Origin of the sequence: Streptomyces sp. NPDC051909 (genome assembly GCF_040681095.1) — a bacterium.
Lineage (GTDB): Bacteria > Actinomycetota > Actinomycetes > Streptomycetales > Streptomycetaceae > Streptomyces.
In genome coordinates, this window is record NZ_JBFAYA010000006.1 from 94,555 (window position 1) to 114,195 (window position 19,641).

Here is a 19,641-nt window from a genome sequence, read left to right on the forward strand (position 1 = left end):
CGGCATCATGCGACCGAGGAGTCCGAGCAGTACCGCACTCGCCCTCGCCGCCCTGGGCGCGGCGGCAGGGCTGTCGGTGGCGGCGCCCACCGCGTCCGCCGTGCCCACCGCGTCCGCCGCGCAGGTCACCCCCGCGGCCCCGCTGGCTCCCGTGGCCCCGGTGACCCCCGCGGCCCTCGCCTGCGGGGCGGCCGCGGACAAGGAGTTCCCGCTGTCCACCCGGATCCACGGGGGGCCGGAGGTGTATCCGGCGGGCGGGGAGCTGCGGACCTGGAGCCTGGACCTCACCAACACCACCGCCGAGCCGTGCCGTGACGTGCACCCGATTCTGGTGCTCACCGACCGGGACAAGGTGCTGCTGCCCGGGCAGATCCGGGCCGAGTTCTACGACGCGGACGCGCGGATCTGGCGGCCGGTGGCCTTCGAGAGCACCGACCGGGCCGAGAGCGTGGGCGTGTTCGAGGGGCCGGAGCTCCAGACCGGGCCGGAGCGCCCGGTGCCCGCCGTGCCCCCCTTCGACGGCTTCGCGGTGCCCGCCGGCGGGACCCTCACCGTGCCCGTACGGCTCGCGTTCGGCGCCGACGCCGTGCCCGACGAGGTCACGGTCAGCGCGGCCGTCGTGCAGAAGCGCGGCGAGGACGGCGACTGGGTCGGCGCGTCCGGCGCGTACCGGCTGACGATCGGCCCCGCCGAACCGGACGGCGAGGACACGGAGGCCGCGGACCCCGCCACCCCCACGGACCCGGCGCCCGACCCCGCCGACCCGGGCGCCGGCACGGACCTCGCGGCTCCGGGCGGCCCGGAACTCGCCCGTACCGGACAGCAGAAGTCCGCCGCGAACACCGCGCGGCGCACCGCCCTGCGCCTCGCCCCGGTCGCCGCGGGCCTGTTCGCGGCCGGCGCGGCCCTGGTGCTGCTCGCCCGCCGCTCGCGGCGCTCGTAGGCCACCCTCCAGGCCACCCTCCGTACACCTTTCCGTTCACTACGGTCTGGGACGATCACCGGATGAGCGACACGAACGACAAGAGCGGCGCGGGCAGCGCGGGCAGTGCGGGCAGCGTGAGCAGTGCGGGCAGCATGGGCAACTGGCCGGGCGCGCCCATCCGCTCGGGCATCCCCGAGCACGGCCGCATCCCGAAGTACTACGCCGTGAAGGCGAAGGTCGCCGAGCTCGTCGACGAGCTGGGGGAGGGAGGGCTGCTGCCCACCGAGCGCGATCTCGCCGTGCGCTACGAGGTGTCGCGCGAGACCGTCCGGCAGGCCCTGCGTGAGCTGCTGCTCGAAGGGCGGCTGCGGCGGCAGGGGCGCGGCACCGTCGTCGCCGGGCCCAAGCTGGAGCAGCCGCTGTCGCTCGCCAGTTACACCGAGGGCGTGCGCCGCCAGGGCCGCACCCCGGGCCGTGCGCTCATCTCCCTGGACCGTTTCCCGTGCCCGCCCGAGCTGGCGCCCGAGGTGGGCGTGGCGGCCGGCGAGCCCGTGTGGCACATGGAGCGGGTGCTGCTCGCCGACGAGGAGCGGGTCGGCCTGGAGAGCACGTACGTCTCCGAGGCCCGCGCCCCGCGGCTCGACACCGAGTTCGACCCCGACTCCTCCTTCTACGCCTATCTCCACGAGCGGCTCGGCGTGGTCTTCGGGGACGCCGACGAGCGGATCGAGACGGTGCTCGCGACCCCGCGCGAGGCGCTGCTCATCGGCACCCCGCCCGCGCTGCCGATGCTGCTGATCCAGCGCGTGTCCCGGGACACCGACGGGCGTCCGCTCGAACGGGTCCGCACGCTCTACCGCGGCGACCGGTTCAGCTTCACCGCCCACCTCGGCCGCCAGGAATAGCCTGATTCGAACCGCTGAAACCGCTGTCCACCCGTCATCTGATCACGAGAAGGTAACGGGTCTAGGCCAAGCTTGTCGGTCCGTTCACCATCCCGTCGCCACCCCGCCCCGTCCGGGCCACCCGCCGCCACGACCGTGAACGGCATGAAGGTGATAGTCGTCGGAGCCGGCGTCGTGGGAACCATGCACGCCTGGCAGGCAGTCGAACGCGGCCACGAGGTCGTCCACATCGAGCGGGAGGCCGAGGCGCGCGGCGCCTCCCTCCGCAACTTCGGCCAGATCTGGGTCAGCGGGCGCGCGGGCGGGGAGGAACTCGACACCGCCCTGCGCGCCCGGGAGTTGTGGGAGGGCATCGGCGCCCGCGTCCCGAAGCTGGGCTTCCGGGCCATCGGTTCGCTCACCCCCGTGTGCGGCGCGCTCGAACTCGCCGTCGCCGAGGCCGCCGTGGCCCGCGGCGACGCCGCCGCCCGCGGCTACAGGCTGCTCACCCCCGAGGAGGCCCGGGCGGTCAACCCGGCGCTGCGCGGCGCCTTCGACGCCGCCCTCTGGTGCGAGCGGGACGCCGCCGTCGAGCCGCGCACCGCCCAACTCGCCCTTCGCGAGGCCCTGCTGGCCTCCGGCCGCTACACCTTCCTGCCGAACCGCGAGGTCCGCGAGGTGGTCGGCCGGAACTCCGTCCGCGACGACCACGGCGACACCCACACCGGCGACGCCGTCGTCCTGTGCACCGGCGCCTGGCTGTCCGGCCTGGTCCGCGAGGTCGCCGGCGACGTGCCGGTGCGCCGGGTCCGGCTCCAGATGATGCAGACCGACCCGCTCGGCGAGGCGCTCACCACCTCGGTCGCCGACGGCGACTCCTTCCGCTACTACCCGGCGTACCGGTCCGACGCGCTGGACGCGCTCAACGCACGCCAGGCGCAGGACCCGACGGCCGCCGCCCACAGGATGCAGCTGCTGATGGTGCAGCGCCTCGACGGCGGACTGACCATCGGCGACACCCACGAGTACGAGCACCCCTTCGCCTTCGACACCGTCGAGGAGCCCTACGAACACCTCACGCGCGTGGTCGAGTCCCTGCTCGGCCGCCCGCTGCCGCGCGTGCGCCGCCGCTGGGCCGGCGTGTACGCGCAGTGCACCGACACCACCCGGGTCGTCCACCGCCAGCAGGTGCGCGACGGCGTGTGGCTGGTGACCGGACCCGGCGGCCGCGGCATGACCTGCTCGCCCGCCATCGCCGAGACCACCGCGAACGAACTGGGCTGGTGAACCCCGTGACCGTAACCATGACCGACATGAACCTCGTCGTCCTCGACATGGCCGGGACCACCGTCGCCGACGACGGCCTCGTCGAACAGGCCTTCACGGCCGCCGCGACCCGCCTCGGCGAGGACCCCGCCACGATGATCGACCACGTCCGCGCCACCATGGGCGAGTCCAAGATCTCCGTCTTCCGCCACCTCTTCGGCGGCGACGAGCAGCGCGCACAGCAGGCCAACATCGCCTTCGAGGCGGCGTACGGAGAGCTGGTCACCGGCGGCCGGATCGCCCCCGTCCCCGGCGCCGCCGAGGCCGTCGCCGCCCTCCGCGAGCAGGGCCGTACGGTCGTCCTCACCACCGGCTTCGCCCGCGTCACCCAGGACGCCATCCTCGACGCCCTCGGCTGGCGCGAGCTCGTCGAGCTGACCCTCTGCCCGGCCGACGCGGGCGGCCGCGGCCGGCCCCACCCCGACATGGTGCTCGCCGCCCTCCTCCGCACCGGCGCCGTGGACGACGTCCGCCAGGTGGCCGTCGCCGGCGACACCTCGTACGACATGCTCAGCGGCGTCCGCTCCGGCGCCGGGATCGTCGCGGGCGTCCTGACCGGCGCCCACGACGAGGCCGCGCTCAAGCGGCACGGCGCCACCCACGTCCTCGCCTCGGTCGCGGAACTCCCGTCCCTGATAGGGGCGTACGAGGCATGACCGGCGGCATCCGCTTCGACGGCGTCACCGTCGCCTACGGCGGCAACACCGTCCTCGACTCCCTCGACCTGACCGTCGAACCCGGCGAGGTCATGGCCCTCCTCGGCCCCTCCGGCTCCGGCAAGACGACCGCCCTGCGCGCCGTCGCCGGATTCGTCCGGCCGGCCGCCGGGCGGGTGCTCATCGGCGACCGCGACGTCACCGCGCTCCCGCCGTACAAGCGGGGCATCGGCATGGTCGTCCAGCAGTACGCCCTCTTCCCGCACATGCGGGTGGACGCCAACGTCGCCTTCGGCCTCAAGGCGCAGCGGGACCCCAAGGTCCCCAAGGCCGAGATCCCGGGGCGGGTCGCCGAGGCCCTGGAGATGACCGGGATGGCGGCCTACGCACAGCGCTACCCGCGCGAGCTGTCCGGCGGCCAGCAGCAGCGCGTCGCCATCGCCCGCGCCCTCGCCATCCGCCCGAACGTGCTCCTCCTCGACGAGCCGCTGTCCGCGCTCGACGCCCGGCTTCGCTCCGGCATGCTCGCCGAACTCGCCACGCTGCACCGCGAGTTGCCGGACGTCTCCATCCTGTACGTGACCCACGACCAGGTCGAGGCGCTCACCCTCGCCGACCGGATCGCCGTCATGGACAAGGCCCGGCTGCGGGACTGCGGCACCCCGCAGGAGCTGTACCGCAGGCCCCGCACCGAGTTCACCGCCTCCTTCGTGGGCAACGCCAACCTGCTGCCGGTCGTCGTCACCCCCGACGGGACCGGCGCCTTTCTCGACGGTGTCCCGCTCGACGTGCCGGTCGCCGACGCCGCCGCACCCGGTGCGGGCGCCACCCTCTGCGTCCGCCCCCACCTCGTCGGCCTCGGCCCCGGCCCCAACGCTCTGACCGGCCGCATCGCCGAGGTCCAGTGGCGCGGCGCCACCCACCGGCTGTACGTGGAGGTGGGCTCAGGCCACCGCCTGAAGGCGGACGTACGCGAGCTGCGCGAGACACCGGCGCTCGGCGACGAGGTCACGCTGCACTTCGCCCGCGAGGACGCCGTACTCCTTGCCGCAGGGGTGAACGATGGCTAGCAGCCTCGCCCCGCCCGCCGAGCGCCGCCCGGTCACCCCGCCCCCGGCCGTGCCCGCGCGGCCGGACCGGCGGCGGGCGCCCGCCTGGCTCTGGGCCGCCCCTCCCGTGCTCGCCCTCGCCGTCGCCTTCCTCCACCCCCTCGCGCTCGTCGTCAGGGAGTCCCTGGCGCCCGGCGCGTACGCCCACGTCCTCGCCTCCGAATCATTCCGCGACGCGCTCTTGACGACCGTGTGGCTGGCCGCGGCGGCCACCGCCGGCTGTCTCGTCCTCGGCTTCGTGCTCGCCCTCGTCATCGCCTTCGTGCCCTTCCCCGGCGGCAGGGCGGTCGCGAGGTTCATCGACGTCTTCCTCTCCTTCCCGTCCTTCCTGATCACGCTCGCCCTGCTGTTCCTCTACGGCACGGTCGGCATGGCCAACGGGGTGTGGACCGACGTCACCGGCGCCGCCGAGGGGCCCTTCCACTTCCTGACCACCCCGTGGGGCGTGCTGCTCGCCGAGATCACGTACTTCACACCGTTCGTGATGCGCCCGCTGCTCGCCGCCTTCTCGCAGATGGAGACCGCCCAGCTGGAGGTGGCCTCCTCGCTCGGCGCCCGGCCGCTGCGGATCGTGCGCCGGGTGATCCTGCCCGAGGCGCTGCCCGCCCTCGCGGCCGGCGGCGGCCTCGTCCTCGTCATGTGCCTCAACGAGTTCGGCATCGTGCTCTTCACCGGCGCCAAGGGCGTCACGACCCTGCCGATGCTCGTCTACGGCAAGGCCATCCTCGAGTCCGACTACGCGGCGGCCTGCGTGGTCGCCGTCGTCAACGTCCTGATCTCGGTGGGTCTTTACGCGCTCTACCGGATGGTGAGTCGCCGTGTTGGTGCATAGCCGTACCGGCAGGTGGGGCGCCTGGGCGCTCTTCGCCGTCCTCTTCGTCCCGCTCTTCGCCCTGCCCCTCCTCGTCATCCTCGCCGCGTCCTTCTCCACCCACTGGTCCGGCGCCTTCCCCTCCGGACCGACCACCGCCCACTACGCGGCGGCCACCCGGGGCGAGTCCCTCCAGGCCCTCACCACCAGCCTGGTCACGGCCGTCACCGCGAGCGTGATCGCGCTGACCGTCGGCACCTGGGCGGCGCTCGCCGCGACCGACCTCGGCAGGAAGGGCAAGCGGCTGCTCGACGCCCTGTTCATGCTGCCGGTCGCCGTGCCGTCCGTGGTCGTCGGCCTCGCCGTCCTGGTCGCCTTCTCGCAGCCCCCGCTGCTCCTCAACGGCACCCGCTGGATCGTGATCCTCGCGCACACGATCCTCGTCACGGCGTTCGCCCACCAGTCGGTCTCGGCCGCCATCCGGCGCCTCGACCCGATGTACGAGCAGGCGGCGGCCAGCCTGGGCGCCCGCCCCTCGTACGTCCTGCTCCGGGTGCGGCTGCCGCTCCTGCTCCCGTCGCTGAACGCGGCGGCCGGCCTCTGCTTCGCCCTGTCCATGGGCGAGTTGAGCGCCACGATGATGCTCTACCCGCCGGACTGGCTCCCGCTGCCCGTACGCGTCTTCACGGCCACCGACCGCGGCTCGCTCTTCACGGGCTCGGCCCTCGCCGTGGTCCTGATGGCGGCGACACTCCTGGTCCTGCTCGCCGTCTCCCGTATCCGCACCAAAGCCTCGTACCGATGACCCACCTGTGACCCACCCTGGAGAGAACGACGTTATGCGTACGAACCCCCGGTACCTCAAGCCGATCGCCGCCGTCACCGGCAGCCTCGTCCTCGCCGCCACCCTCACCGCCTGCGGCGGCTCCTCCTCCGCCGCCTCCGACGAGAAGGTCGTCACCGTCTACAGCGCCGACGGACTCAAGGGCGAGGCGGGCGACGGCTGGTACGACAAGGTCTTCAAGGACTTCGAGAAGCAGACCGGCATCAAGGTCGAGTACGTCGAGGGCGGCTCCGGCGAGATGGTGCAGCGCGCCGCCCGCGAGAAGAGCAACACCCAGGCCGACGTCATCGTCACCCTGCCGCCCTTCATCCAGCAGGCCGACTCCAAGGGCCTGCTCCAGGCCTACACCCCGCAGGGCGCCGACATGGTCGGCGGCGGCGACAAGGCGGACGACGGCAAGTGGATCTCCGTCGTCAACAACTTCTTCGGGTTCATCCACAACAAGAAGGAGCTGACGGCCCCGCCGACCACCTGGGAGCAGCTGCTCGACGCGAAGTACAAGAACAAGCTGCAGTACTCCACCCCCGGCGTCGCGGGCGACGGCACCGCCGTCCTCATCAAGGCGATGCACGACTTCGGCGGCAAGGAGCCGGCGATGGAGTATCTGAAGAGGCTCCAGGCCAACAACGTCGGCCCGTCCTCCTCGACCTCCAAGCTCGCGCCGAAGGTCGACAAGGGCGAGATCCTGGTCGCCAACGGCGACGTCCAGATGAACTTCGCGCAGTCGAAGTCCATGCCGAACCTCGGCATCTGGTTCCCGGCGAAGGAGGGCGGCCGGCCGACCACGTTCGCCCTGCCGTACGCCGCCGGCCTGGTGCACAAGGCCCCGCACACCGAGAACGGCAAGAAGCTGCTCGACTTCATGCTGAGCGAGCAGGCCCAGCGCGAGGTCAGCTCCGTCGGCGGCGGCTTCACCGTCCGCAAGGACGTCAAGGCCACCGACGCCAACGCCATCGAGCTGGCGAAACTGATGGGCGGCGTCGAGGTCTTCGAGCCGGACTGGAACGACATCGACACGAACCTGACGGCGTACGTGGACGCGTGGAAGTCCGCGACCGGCAGCTGAAAGTTCACCGCGCGGCACTTTCCCCGCCGCGAAATGTAGCGGAAGGATAACGGGTACGGACCAAACCTCGCACGTGCACAACGCCCCTGAGAAATCAGGGGCGTTGTCGCGCACCCACCCCTCGGAGGAACCGAACATGCCGCTCAGCACCGGCGTATCCCGCCGCACCGTCCTCGTCGCCGCAGGCGCCGGCGCGGCCGTCGCCGCCACCGGCCTCGCCACCGCCCCCACGGCCCGGGCCGCGACCGCGGCCCCGACCCTCCCCGACGGCACCAGCCAGGACAAGGTGCTCTTCGTCGGCATGGACGGCCTGCGCCACGACCGCATCGACGCCGCCAAGGCCCCGCACCTCAAGTCCCTGATGGCGAACGGCACCTACGGCCGCTCCCTGCTCTACGCCAACCCGATGGCCGCCACCTCCTCCGGCCCGGGCTGGTCCACCATCTCCACCGGGGTGTGGCCCGACAAGCACGGCGTGAAGGACAACACCTTCACCGGCCGCGACTACGGCACCTACCCCGGCTTCCTCGCCCGCCTCCACCAGGTGCGCCCGGACCTCTCCCTCTTCGCCGCCGTCGACTGGCCCGAACTCGACACCTACGGCACGGTCACCCCCGGCGCCGACGCCAAGCTGGTGTACAACAACGACTACGCGGTCAACGACGCGCTGATCACCGACGCGACCGAGGACGTCCTCCGCAACCAGAACCCGGACGTCCTCTTCGTCTACTTCGGCGAGACCGACGAGATCGGCCACGGCTACGGCGCCGCGAGCCAGAAGTACCTCGACGCCATCGACGTCCAGGACGCCTACCTCGGCCGCCTGCTCGCCGCGATCAAGGCCCGTCCGACGTACCCGGCCGAGCGCTGGACCGTCATCGTCGCCACCGACCACGGGCACACCGACGCCGGCGGCCACGGCGGCTCCAGCATCGAGGAGCGCCGCACCTTCGTCCTCGCCGCCGGCCCCGGCATCGCCGCCGGCGCCCGCCCCCTCGACACCCGGCTCGTCGACGTCGCCGCCACCGTCTTCCGCCAGCTCGGCATCACCCCCGACCCCGCCTGGGGCCTCGACGGCAAGCCGATCCAGGAGCGGACCACCGACCCCTTCGACACCCTCCAGACCGCCCTCGCCGGCCGGGTCGACGAGACCGGCATCCCGACCGGCGTCCTCGGCTTCACCCACACCGCGCCCAGCGGCTGGTCCGTCATCAACAACGCCATGGGCACCGGCGGCATGACCGAGTGGCGGGGCTGGTCCTTCGCCACCGACGAGTTCTGGTCCCGTACCCAGCGCGACCAGTGGCGCGAGCTGAACGTGCGCGCCCGGGGCGTGTTCGCCGTCGCCGACTCCGACGAGTGGGCCGACAGGTCCTTCTCCGGTACGTACGACTCCACGCTGGTCAGCCCGGCGTACGCGGTCACCGGCGCGAGCCGCGTCACCCTCGACTTCACGACCCTCTACCGCCAGGAGGGCGCCCAGACCGCCCAGATCCTCGCGAGCTTCAACGGCGGCACCCCGACGGTCGTGAAGTCCTACACCGCCGACGTCCTCTCCAAGCCCCAGTCGCTCACGGTCCCGGTCCCCGCCGGCGCCTCCAACGTCAGCTTCCGCTTCCGTTACACGGGATCCAACAACTGGTACTGGGTGATCGACGGGGTCGGTATCCGCACTTCCTGACCTAGGCTGGGGGCGTCGCCAAGGCTTCGTCGCGGCGACGCCCCCCATCGTCTGATCAGATGTACTCGACCAGGTCCGCGATCGAGTCCTTGATGTGGGTCGGGCGGTAGGGGAACTTGTCGACGTCCCCGGAAGCGGTCAGCCCCGTGAGGACCAAGAAAGTCTCCATGCCCGCCTCCAGTCCGGCCAGGATGTCGGTGTCCATGCGGTCGCCGATCATCGCGCTGGTCTCGGAGTGAGCTCCGATGGCGTTCAGACCGGTACGCATCATCAGCGGGTTCGGCTTGCCGACGAAATAGGGGTCCTTGCCCGTCGCCTTCGTGATCAGAGCCGCCACGGCACCGGTCGCGGGAAGAGCCCCTTCGGCCGAGGGACCCGTCTCGTCCGGGTTCGTGGCGATGAACCGTGCACCGTTGTTGATGAGGCGGACGGCCTTCGTCATGGCTTCGAAGGAATAGGTCCGGGTCTCACCCAGGATCACGAAGTCGGGGTCGGTGTCGGTCAGGACGTATCCCACTTCGTGCAGGGCCGTGGTCAGACCGGCCTCGCCGATCACGTACGCGGAGCCGCCGGGGTGCTGATTGTCGAGGAACTTCGCGGTGGCGAGGGCCGAGGTCCAGATGTTCTCGGTGGGCACATCGAGACCGATGCGGCTGAGACGGGCGTTCAGATCGCGGGCCGTGTAGATCGAATTGTTCGTGAGCACGAGGAAGGGGAGGCCGGAGTCGCGCAGCTTCTTGATGAAGGCGTCCGCTCCCGGCACCGGGATGCCTTCGTGCATCAGCACGCCGTCCATGTCGGTGAGCCACGATTCGATGGGCTTGCGCTCTGCCATGTTGCCGGTCTCCTGTACGCGTGGTCTTGGTGGGCGCCGGACGACGCTGTGCCGACGCCCCCCAGCGTAGTCAGGGAAGGCGATGTTCCCACCGTAGTGAAGGTTGCTCGCCGACCCAGTGGGACGAGGTACGCGTCGTGATCCGTTGACCACCGATCCAGTAGGTGTGCGCTCGGTTGGTGATGTGAAGCCGTACGGCCGTGATATCGGGGCTGCCTGCCTCCTGCCAAGACGTGAGCGCGTCCTCGATGTCATCCCACAGGGCTGCCGGACCACCCTGGCGGACCGTCCAGCCGTCGCCGTCAGCGATGAATTCGGCGAAGGACTCCCGTTCCGGGGCGAAGACGAAGAGGAGGGGGTCTCCCGCGTGGGTGGTGGCCCGGACGAACTGTGCACCCGGGGCGGCAAGCTGGGCGAGGAACGCCGGCATCCATTCCTCCAGCATCGTGGGCGACACCTTCGTCCGCCGCTCGCTGTCGGGGTATGCGGTGCGAGCGGACAGATCACCGGCCACCGGCACGACAGCCTGGGGACCAGGCGATCCAGTTCCGGATCTGGTCGCATGCCGGGACGATGTACCGGCATATGGGTAGGCCGGGAGAGGCGGAGGCGGCGAACATGGTCGCCAGGAACCTTGGGATCGTTCGCAGGGACCCCATGTTCGCCTCCCTGGGACTGGCCCGGCATGGGGCGATCCACGCCGCCGGGGGAGACTCCAGGGCGGCCCGGCGTGCGTTCAAACAGGCGGAGGAAGCCTGGCATCGGACAGATCGTCGCGACGATGTGGGCAGGCCTTCGTGGCTCCTCGCCTTCTATGATCTCGCCGAGATCAACTCCCTCGCCCTTTGGGCCCACTTGAGTCTCGGGGACTGGGCGGACGCTGAGGCGCACGGCCACCGGGGCCTTGCCGCCCTCCGTCCTCAGATGTGTAGGTCGCGCGCTATCACGACAGCTCGCCTGGCCCGAGCGCAGCTCGAACAGGGGGAAGTGGAAGCGGCGATCGGCACGGCCATGCGGGTGCCGACGGACGCCGCGGAGAGTCACCCCCGAGTCGTCAGCATGCTCACCAGATTCGGCCATCGGCTCACCGAGCTCGCCCCTGCCAGCACGCACGTTGCCCTCTGGCAGGCTCACTCCGCACAGGTCAAGGAGAACCACAGGTGACAGAACGCACGGTCCGTCTGCGCAAGCACATCAGCTACGCCTCTCAGGTCCGCGAGGTGCTCGGGAAGATGTACGAGCAGGTGCGGGCCGACCTACTGCACCACCCGAACTACAAGCTGGACGTCTTCCTGGAGCGCTTGGACCGGCATGCGGGTGAGGCCGGCTGGGCGGTCGTCGTCGCGCACGACACGACAACCGGTGAGCCAGTCGGATACGCCTACGGCAACACCGTCGCCTCCGGCGACCGCTGGTGGAAGCGTATGAGCACGCCTCCGCCTGGCAGGTACGCAGGCCGGGACGCCGTCGCGGTCAAGGAGATCGGTGTTATCCCGGAGTGGCGAGGAGTCGGGGTCTCACGACAGATGCATGACGAGCTCCTGGCTGGGCGGCTGGAACCACATGCGACGCTCATGGTCAATCCGTCGGCGGGCGAAGGGAAGGTGATGCGGCTCTACGAGGGCTGGGGTTACGAGGAGATCGGGGTGGTCCAGCCATCGCCTGACGCTCCCTGGCTGGTGTGCATGGCCCGTAACATTCACCCATAGGTCTGATCTTTACCAGTTGACATGCTAGCTTGTGAGAATGGCCATCCAGGTGAGGCGGGCGTTCAAGTACCGCTTCTATCCGACTGATGCGCAGGCGGCGGAGCTGTCGCGCACGTTCGGGTGTGTGCGGAAGGTCTACAACCTGGCACTCGCGGCCCGAACGGAGGCGTGGGCGCGGCAGGAGCGGGTGAACTACAACCAGACATCGGCCATGTTGACGGCATGGAAGAAGACGGAGGAACTGGCGTTCCTGAATGATGTGTCGTCGGTGCCATTGCAGCAGGCGCTGCGGCACTTGCAGACCGCGTTCGCCGGCTTCTTCGCCAAGCGGGCGAAGTACCCGCGTTTCAAGTCGCGGAAGAAGTCGCGGAAGTCTGCCGAGTACACCACGTCCGGGTTCCGGTTCCGTGAGGGAAAGCTGACGCTGGCGAAGATGGCGGAGCCGCTCGATATCGTGTGGTCGCGTCCGCTACCTGAGGGTGCGAAGCCGTCCACCGTCACGGTGTCGCAGGACGCGGCCGGGCGCTGGTTCGTCTCCCTGCTGTGCGAGGACCCTTCGTTGAAGGCCCTCCCGCTCGTGGACTCGGCGATCGGCATCGATGTCGGCCTGGATCACCTGCTCACCCTCTCGACCGGGGAGAAGATCGCCAATCCGCGCCATGAGCGCCGGGATCGGGCGCGGCTGGCGAGGGCCCAGCGAGGGCTTGCCCGTAAGGCCAAAGGTGACGGAGCCAACCGGGCCAAGGCCCGACGGAAAGTTGCCAGGATCTACGCCGCGATCGCCGACCGCCGGCGTGACAGTCTGCACAAGCTGACCACTCGTCTCGTTCGTGAGAACCAAACGATCGTGATCGAGGATCTGACCGTGCGCAACATGGTCAGGAACCGGGCACTCGCCCGCGCCGTCTCGGATGCGGCGTGGGCGGAGTTCCGGAGAATGCTGGAGTACAAGGCAGCCTGGTGCGGGCGGGAAGTGATCGCGGTCGACCGCTTCTTCCCCTCCTCAAGGCTGTGCTCCCACTGCGGCGCCCTGCGTGGACGGCTGCCGCTGCATGTCCGTACCTGGACATGTGAGGGCTGCGGCACGACCCATGACCGGGACGTGAACGCGGCGAAGAACCTTCTGGCCGCCGGGCTGGCGGTGTCGGTCTGTGGAGCCGGTGTAAGACCCCAACGGAGAAGTCCGGGCGGGCAGCCGACGTCGAAGCAGAAAGCCCTACGGCGCGAGCCGTAGGGACTCTCCTCGTTTAGAGAGAGCAAGCCAACTGCACCAACCCCGACCGGGCTGCAAATGAGCGAGGGCGGGGCGGGGGTGAGGGTGGGTGGGAGGGAGCTGATGATGCGCACCGGCCTCAACGCGATCGGCGCGCACTCCGAGACCAGCGCCATGATCGGCGACCGGATGGACACCGACATCCTGGCCGGCCTGGAGGCGGGCATGCAGACCTTCCTGGTGCTGACCGGTCTGACCACGGAGGCCGAGGTGGACCGCTACCCCTTCCGCCCGTCGAAGATCGTGAAGTCGATCGCGGACCTCGTCGAGCGGATCTGACCGCACAAACCCCCTGGTGGGCCCCCTGCGGATGCGAACGGGGCCGAACCGGGTGACCCTGCCAGTACCAGGAGGTCACCATGCGTTCAGGTCCCATCGCTCTCCGTGCCGCAGGCGCGGCCGTGGCTCTGGTGCTCGCGCCCCCCGTCGCGGGCACCGCCCTCGCCCACGACGGCGTCCGGGCCACGGTCACCCCGGCCACCGCCGCGCCCGGCGCCGACGTCGACGTGCGCGTCACGGGGTGCAAGGGCACCACGGGCGCGGCCAAGTCCCAGGCCTTCGTCGCCGACGCCGAGCTCACCGGGCGCGACGGCGGGAAGAACCCGCTGTTCGGCGACACGACCCTGAAGTCGGGACTCGAGGACGGCACGTACAAGGTCACCGTGACCTGCGACGGCCACGACCACGCCGACGTCGGCAGCGTCCACGTCCGCCGTCACCAGGAGCCGACCCACCGGCCCACCCATCAGCCGACGCACCAGCCCACGCACCACGCGTCCCCGATCGCCCCGGTCCGGGCGGGCGGCGGTGGCGCGGCGGCCGCGTTCGCCGCGCCCGCGGCCCCCGGCGTCGCCCAGACGGCGGACGAGGCCGGCCTCGGCACCCCGTACACCCTCCTGGGTCTCGGCATGGCGGCCCTCGCGGCCGTCGCCGTCGCCCTCCGCAGCGCCGCCCGCCGGCGCGGCGGCGGCGCGGGCCGGAACACGGACTGACCGGGCGGGCCGGGTGTCCTCCGGGCGCGCTCTGACCGGTACGGCCTGGGCCGTCCTCGTGCTCGGCCTCTGGGTCTGGGGGAGGGACACGACCGAGGGCCCGGCGTACGGCTCGGTGCCGACCACCGGCGACATCGCCGCGGTCGGCCGCCCGCCCGGTGTGCCGCTGCCCCCGGAGCACACCCCGCTCGACCCGGTCGAGCCGCGCCGCGTGGAGATCCCCTCGGTGGGGATCTCCGCCCCCGTCGTCGCCCGCGGCCTGGACACGGACGGCGCGATCGACCCGCCGCCGTTCGAGATGCCGCACACCGTCGGCTGGTACGGCTCCGGCACCCGCCCCGGCGCCCCCGGCGCCGCCCTCCTGGTCGGGCATGTCGACACCGAGACCCGCCCCGCCGTCTTCTACGGCCTGAGCGCGGCGCGCCCGGGCGCGACGGTGACCGTGACCCGTTCGGACGGAAGCGTCGCGGAATTCACGATCGACGAGGTCGAGGTGCTGCCCAGGGACGGCTTCGACGCCCGTAAGGCCTACGGTCCGCACCGCTCGGGCCGCGCGGAGCTGCGCCTGATCACGTGCGGCGGCAGCTTCGACCGGGCGGCGGGCGCGTACACGGCGAACGTGGTGGTGTCGGCGTACCTGACCGGCACGAAGAGGTAGGACCGGGGCGAAGAGGTAGGACCAGGCCGAAGGGCAGGACCGGGGCGTAGCCGACCGGGGGCCGGCCGGCGGGGCGGTGAGCACCGGCCGCCGGCCGGTCCGGTCCTCGACCGCGGGCTCACGGGCCGCGGGAGGAGCCCGGAGCCGTCGCGGGAGGTCGGGATCCGCCCACTGTAGAGGAAGCGGAGGAAGCGGAAAGACGACCGAGGCCCTTCACCATTCGGTGAAGGGCCTCGGCCTTTCGCGTGCGCCGCCAGGGACTCGAACCCCGGACCCGCTGATTAAGAGTCAGCTGCTCTAACCAACTGAGCTAGCGGCGCCTGCTGACAGAGGTAACTCTACAGGACCTCTGACCGTGCTCTTGACCATTTACGGTCCCGCCCGGCCTGTCGGATGGTCGTATTGGGCCTTCGATCCGTCAAAATGCGATTTGTCCAGACAGTTGAGACGATGGCGCCCGTGCAAGAGCGCGAAAAGATCTTGACGAGTGTGGAGGGGAACGCATGAGTGTGCCGGTCTTCGAAGAAATCGAGCCCGCGGCCGACTGCGGCTGCCCGGGCTGTGCGCAGCGTCGGCGCGACCTCGCACTGGGACTTCCGGTACGGGCCGGGGGCCACCCGGCGGCGCACGGCGCACGCCGCGCGCTCGTCCTGGTGACGGCGGCGGGGGTCGTGTTCGGCGGGGGTACGGGCGGGGCGGCGGCACTGCCGGAGGACCCGGCGACGGACGTGGCCGCGGGTACGGGAGCGGGCGCGGGTACCGGAGCGGCCGGGGCCGACGGGGCCGGTGCCATCGAGCCCGGTGCCGAGCCCGGCCCCGACACCCCGCAGGGCGGCCGCAGCCCGCTGCACGGCGCGGCGGGCCCGGGCTCGGCACCGTCCCCGTACGCGGCCCCGACGACCAGTCAGATCTCGGTCCAGTCCCTGCGGAAGAGCACCCGCTCCGAGATCATCAACCGCGCGAAGAAGTGGGTGGCGTCGGCCGTCCCGTACTCGATGGAGAAGTACTGGAACGACGGCTACCGCCAGGACTGCTCCGGCTACATCTCCATGGCCTGGAACCTCCCGTCCAACGAGTGGACCGGCAGCCTCGACCGCTTCGCCGACCGCATCGCCCGGGCCGACCTGCAGCCCGGCGACATCCTGCTGTTCCACAACCCGGCCAACCCGACCCGTGGCTCGCACGTGACGATCTTCGGCGGCTGGACCGACTACACCCACACCTCCTACACCGCGTACGAGCAGACCCCGCCGCGAACGCGGAAGCAGGCGACGCCGCTCGCGTACTGGGAGAACTCCGACCGCTACGTCGCCTACCGCTACAAGGGCGTGATCAGCGGCGACGGCGGAAGCGCGGGCTCCGGCGCGACGACCGGGACGGCGTTCCCGGGGGCGGGGAGGTTCGGGCCGGGCGCGAACAACACGTACGTGACCCAGCTCGGCAGGCTGCTTGTCGCGCGCGGCGGCAAGCAGTACTACTCCGTGGGCCCCGGCCCGGTCTGGGGCGAGGCCGACCGCCGCGCCACCCAGGCCTTCCAGCTCGCGCAGGGCTGGCGCGGCAAGGAGGCGGACGGCCTGCCCGGCCCGGACACCTGGGCGCTGCTCGTGTCGGGCAAGGGCAGGAACATCGGCGGTTCGAGTGGTTCGAGCGGGTCGAGCGCATCTGCGAACGCGTTTCCCGGGCGTGGCTACTTCCGTCTCGGCCAATCCAACGCATATGTGGAGAAGCTGGGCAAACAACTGGTGAAGCGGGGCTACGGCAAGCACTACGTGTCGGGCCCCGGTCCGCGGTGGACGGAGGCGGACCGCCGCAACGTCGAGGCCTTCCAGCGGGCCCAGGGCTGGCGGGGCGCGACGGCCGACGGCTACCCGGGCCCGGAGACCTGGCGGCGCCTTTTCCGATGACCCCGAGAACATGAGGTGGACCGAATGACGGCATCGAACCCGACCCCGCCGGACAACGGCCCGGCCGCCACCCGCGACGCGGCCCGCACGGCCCGCCGCCTGACCGACGGCCGCCTACGCCCTGCGGGGCCGCCGGGTGGCGCCGCGGGCCCGGGCGCGGACGGTGCGGCCCTCCCGACCACGGGCCTGGCCCGCCCGGCGGTGTCTGGCGCACCGTCAGGGGCCGGTGTGGCGAATGGGGCTGCGGAGGGCGGGGTGGATCGGTCCGCCTCGTCCGAGGGCGGGGCGCCGTCGGGCACCGCCCCGGTCGCGGCCGGTGCGCATGTGCGGCTCGTCTCGTCTCCGGACGGGCCGGCGCCCGCAACCGGCCACCCGGGCACGGGCACGACGCCGGTGCCGGGCCACGGTCCGGCCTCGGCGGAGGCGGGTGCGGGTGCGGTTGCGGACGGGCTCGGCCGGCCGGATCCGTCCGCCTCTGGCCTGGGGTTGGCGTCGGCAGAGGGCGGTGCGCCGGCGGGCGGGCTCGGCCAGGGGCCGGCCACGCCACAGGCGGGTGCGGGCGGGCTCGCCGCGGGGCAGCCGGACCGGTCTGCGGCCGGGCGAGGTCCGGCCACGCCGCAGGCGGGGGGTGGCATCGCCAACCCGTCCGCCGACGCCTCCGCGGCTGCGGCCGGCCGGGGGCTCGCCACACCGCAGCCGGGCGGACCGGTGCCCGCGAGCGCGCCCGGCGGCCCGGCCTCGCCGGAGGCGGGTGCGCTTGCCGGCGGTACCCGCGGCGGCGCGTCCGGCTCGGCGAACGGCCGTCCGACCGGCACGGGGACCCATGCCGGCGCGGCGACGGATGGTCGCGGCGCCCACCGGGCCTCGGGGGCGGGAGCGACGGACGGTGCGGTGCGGGCCGCCGCGCCGGGGGCGAACGCCCCGGTGGGTGGTGCCGGCACCGGCATGTCCGGCTCGATGCAGTCCGCCCCGGCCGGCACCGGGATCCACGCCGGTGCGGTGCGGGCCGCCGCGCCGGGGGCGAACGCCCCTTCGGGCAGTGCCCGCACCGGCATGTCCGGCTCGGCGCAGGCGACCCCGCCGGAGGGGCATGCCCTTTCGGGGCATGTCCACGCCGGTGGGCCCGGCTCGGGGCAGCCGGCCTCGTGCCCGGACGGCCGTGTGACCGGGACGGGGACTCCTGCCGCCGGTGCGGCGACGCATGCGCACGCCGCACACCCGGCCTCGGGGGCGGGCGTGTCCGGCGGTGCGGCGCAGCACGCCCCCGCCGGTACCGGGATCCACGCCGGTGCGGCGTCGGATACGCGTGCCGCCCAGGCGGACCCGTCGGCCACCGGTCGCGGACCGGCCTCGCCGCAGGCGGGCACCCCCGACGAACCGCGCCCGGCGTCTGCGCCCGACGGCCCTGCCGCGGCCTCGCCGCAGGCGACCGCGTCCGCCACCGCGCCCAACTCGCCGCAGCCCCAGCCCCAGCCGCAGCCGCAGCCGCAGCCGCAGTCGCAGCCGTCCTCGGCCGGGGCCCCCTCCGTCACCGCGTCCGGCCCGGGGCCGGCCTCGCCGCAGGCGGGCTCCGCCACCGGCGCGTCGGCGCGGTCCGGATCCACGCCCCACGACGACTCCGTCGACTTCGGCTGGATCGCCGGGATGCGCGTCAAGGCCGTCACGCTGCCCGTCGCCGCCGACACCGAGCCCACCAGCCGCGCCAACCCCGCCCGGCGGCAGAAGGTGATCGCGGGGGAGACCACCGGGAGCATTCCGGTGCATCTGTTGTTCCGGGACGACGGGGAAGGGCCCGCCACCGTGCCCGTGCCCAAGGCGAAGGGCGACGAGCCCAAGAACAAGCCCGGGAACAAGAACAAGAACAGGGCCGCCGCCATCCCCGCGCCCACCCGCTCCGCCTCGCGGCCCGCGCCGACCGCCGATCCGAAGCTGGTCGAGCGACCGGGGCCGGTGCTGCCGGGGTGGGTCGGGGTGGTCGGCGGGATGATCGCGCTGGTCGGGTGCGCGGCGATCGTGTGGTGGACGGGCGCCGTTCCCGCCACCGCCGCGCGGATGCTGCGGCTGCCGGTCCGTCCGTACAACGGGATCCACCTCGGCCAGTGGGCGCTGCTCGCGCTCGGCGTCGTGTTCGCGCTGTTCTTCCTGGGCGGTCTCGGCCGCGGCCGGGTCGGTTACGCCCTCGTGCTCACCCTCTTCGGCGAGTACCGCGGCACCGTCCGCCGCACCGGCCTGCTCTGGGTGAGCCCGCTCCTCCTCCGCCGCCGGGTGGACGTGCGCCTGCGGCACTGGCGCAGTGAGCCGCTGCCCGCGGTCGACGCGAAGGGCACGGCGCTGGACGTCGTGGTCCTGGTGGTGTGGCGGATCAGGGACACCGTACGGGCGGCGCTCGGGGTGGACGGGCACGAGGAGTACCTGCGCGAGCAGGTCGAGGCCGCGATGGCGCGGGTCCTGTCGCAGCTGCCGGCGGACGCGTTCCACGAGGACGCCCCGACCCTGCGCGACGCGGAGGCGGTCGGCGAGGCGCTGACCCGGATGCTGTCGGCGGAGTGCGCGCCGGTCGGGATCGACGTCTTCTCGGCGCAGCCGACCCGGATCGAGTACGCCCCCGAGGTCGCCGCCGCGATGCAGCGCCGCCGGATCGCGGCGATCGACGCGAAGCACCGGGACAGTGTGCTCACCGCGGTCGTGGACGCGGTGGACGACGTGGTCCACCGGCTGACCTCACGTGGTCTGGTGGAGCTGGACGACTACGAGAAGAAGGCGCTGGTGAAGGACCTGACCGTGGCGTTCTACACCGGCCGCACCGCCCCTGGGGAGGGCGCCTGAACCCGTCCCGGCCACCCCGCCGTTGGTATGGACATGTTCAAGTTCCGTCCCTACCTTGGGACTTGGTCTAGACCTGAATCGTCCATCGCGACAGCGCAACCGCACCACCGCGCAACCGCACCACCGCGCAACCGCACCACCG

At 72.3% G+C, this 19,641-nt stretch carries 17 protein-coding genes, 1 tRNA gene and 1 pseudogene; 16 read left to right on the forward strand and 3 right to left on the reverse strand.

All coding sequences use genetic code 11. The features are described from left to right. Positions 1–7: 7 nt before the first annotated feature. From AB0M18_RS11645 to AB0M18_RS11685, 9 genes are all read left to right on the forward strand, one after another. Positions 8–943 (forward strand): hypothetical protein, encoded by a 936-nt coding sequence (locus AB0M18_RS11645; RefSeq protein ID WP_365756663.1) that lies wholly within the window; start codon positions 8–10, stop codon positions 941–943. A 134-nt stretch (positions 944–1,077) separates the two neighbouring features. Then, positions 1,078–1,830 carry a GntR family transcriptional regulator gene (locus AB0M18_RS11650; protein WP_365756980.1) on the forward strand — a complete coding sequence of 251 codons (753 nt, stop codon included), beginning with the start codon at positions 1,078–1,080 and terminating at the stop codon, positions 1,828–1,830. Between the two features lie 144 nt (positions 1,831–1,974). Beyond that, positions 1,975–3,096, forward strand: a complete 1,122-nt coding sequence (locus tag AB0M18_RS11655; RefSeq protein WP_365756664.1) for a TIGR03364 family FAD-dependent oxidoreductase — start codon at positions 1,975–1,977, stop codon at positions 3,094–3,096. 17 nt (positions 3,097–3,113) lie between these two features. Next, positions 3,114–3,791 carry a phosphonatase-like hydrolase gene (locus tag AB0M18_RS11660; RefSeq protein WP_365756665.1) on the forward strand — a complete coding sequence of 226 codons (678 nt, stop codon included), beginning with the start codon at positions 3,114–3,116 and terminating at the stop codon, positions 3,789–3,791. Further along, positions 3,788–4,861, forward strand: coding sequence for an ABC transporter ATP-binding protein (locus AB0M18_RS11665; protein ID WP_365756666.1), 1,074 nt, complete (start codon positions 3,788–3,790; stop codon positions 4,859–4,861). Before AB0M18_RS11660 ends, AB0M18_RS11665 begins: the two co-directional genes overlap by 4 nt. Beyond that, positions 4,854–5,732 carry a 2-aminoethylphosphonate ABC transporter permease subunit gene (locus AB0M18_RS11670; protein WP_365756667.1) on the forward strand — a complete coding sequence of 293 codons (879 nt, stop codon included), beginning with the start codon at positions 4,854–4,856 and terminating at the stop codon, positions 5,730–5,732. The genes AB0M18_RS11665 and AB0M18_RS11670 overlap by 8 nt, the downstream gene beginning before the upstream one ends. Then, positions 5,719–6,516: an ABC transporter permease subunit gene (locus tag AB0M18_RS11675; protein WP_365756668.1), complete on the forward strand. Its 798-nt coding sequence runs from the start codon at positions 5,719–5,721 to the stop codon at positions 6,514–6,516. Before AB0M18_RS11670 ends, AB0M18_RS11675 begins: the two co-directional genes overlap by 14 nt. Before the next feature lie 34 nt (positions 6,517–6,550). Continuing rightward, the gene (locus AB0M18_RS11680; protein ID WP_365756669.1) at positions 6,551–7,621 is read left to right on the forward strand and encodes a 2-aminoethylphosphonate ABC transporter substrate-binding protein; all 1,071 of its coding nucleotides are present in this window, start codon (positions 6,551–6,553) and stop codon (positions 7,619–7,621) included. A gap of 136 nt (positions 7,622–7,757) precedes the next feature. Next, a complete protein-coding gene (locus tag AB0M18_RS11685) occupies positions 7,758–9,302 on the forward strand; it encodes an alkaline phosphatase family protein (protein ID WP_365756670.1) in 1,545 nt (514 codons plus the stop codon). A gap of 55 nt (positions 9,303–9,357) precedes the next feature. Here the strand turns inward: AB0M18_RS11685 and AB0M18_RS11690 are convergent, their stop codons facing one another. Continuing rightward, positions 9,358–10,137, reverse strand: coding sequence for an HAD-IIA family hydrolase (locus AB0M18_RS11690; RefSeq protein WP_365756671.1), 780 nt, complete (start codon positions 10,135–10,137; stop codon positions 9,358–9,360). A gap of 70 nt (positions 10,138–10,207) precedes the next feature. Continuing rightward, positions 10,208–10,582, reverse strand: coding sequence for a hypothetical protein (locus AB0M18_RS11695; RefSeq protein WP_365756672.1), 375 nt, complete (start codon positions 10,580–10,582; stop codon positions 10,208–10,210). Between the two features lie 715 nt (positions 10,583–11,297). Between AB0M18_RS11695 and AB0M18_RS11700 the strand changes: the two genes are divergently transcribed. From AB0M18_RS11700 to AB0M18_RS11720, 5 genes and pseudogenes are all read left to right on the forward strand, one after another. Continuing rightward, the gene (locus AB0M18_RS11700; protein WP_365756673.1) at positions 11,298–11,846 is read left to right on the forward strand and encodes a GNAT family N-acetyltransferase; all 549 of its coding nucleotides are present in this window, start codon (positions 11,298–11,300) and stop codon (positions 11,844–11,846) included. Positions 11,847–11,883: 37 nt separating this feature from the next. Continuing rightward, entirely contained in the window at positions 11,884–13,080 is a 1,197-nt protein-coding gene (locus AB0M18_RS11705) for an RNA-guided endonuclease TnpB family protein (protein ID WP_365756674.1), read from the forward strand. Between the two features lie 99 nt (positions 13,081–13,179). Then, positions 13,180–13,398, forward strand: a pseudogene (locus tag AB0M18_RS11710) (HAD hydrolase-like protein); the annotation flags it as partial. An 80-nt stretch (positions 13,399–13,478) separates the two neighbouring features. Continuing rightward, the gene (locus AB0M18_RS11715; RefSeq protein ID WP_365756675.1) at positions 13,479–14,111 is read left to right on the forward strand and encodes a hypothetical protein; all 633 of its coding nucleotides are present in this window, start codon (positions 13,479–13,481) and stop codon (positions 14,109–14,111) included. Positions 14,112–14,124: 13 nt separating this feature from the next. Continuing rightward, positions 14,125–14,769 carry a class F sortase gene (locus tag AB0M18_RS11720; protein WP_365756676.1) on the forward strand — a complete coding sequence of 215 codons (645 nt, stop codon included), beginning with the start codon at positions 14,125–14,127 and terminating at the stop codon, positions 14,767–14,769. A 246-nt stretch (positions 14,770–15,015) separates the two neighbouring features. On the opposite strand, the gene AB0M18_RS11725 is transcribed toward AB0M18_RS11720, so the two are convergent. Beyond that, positions 15,016–15,089 (reverse strand) — tRNA-Lys (locus AB0M18_RS11725). 183 nt (positions 15,090–15,272) lie between these two features. Between AB0M18_RS11725 and AB0M18_RS11730 the strand changes: the two genes are divergently transcribed. After that, the gene (locus AB0M18_RS11730) at positions 15,273–16,673 is read left to right on the forward strand and encodes a peptidoglycan-binding protein (protein ID WP_365756677.1); all 1,401 of its coding nucleotides are present in this window, start codon (positions 15,273–15,275) and stop codon (positions 16,671–16,673) included. A 708-nt stretch (positions 16,674–17,381) separates the two neighbouring features. Continuing rightward, positions 17,382–19,499 (forward strand): SPFH domain-containing protein, encoded by a 2,118-nt coding sequence (locus AB0M18_RS11735; protein WP_365756678.1) that lies wholly within the window; start codon positions 17,382–17,384, stop codon positions 19,497–19,499. Positions 19,500–19,641: the final 142 nt, after the last annotated feature.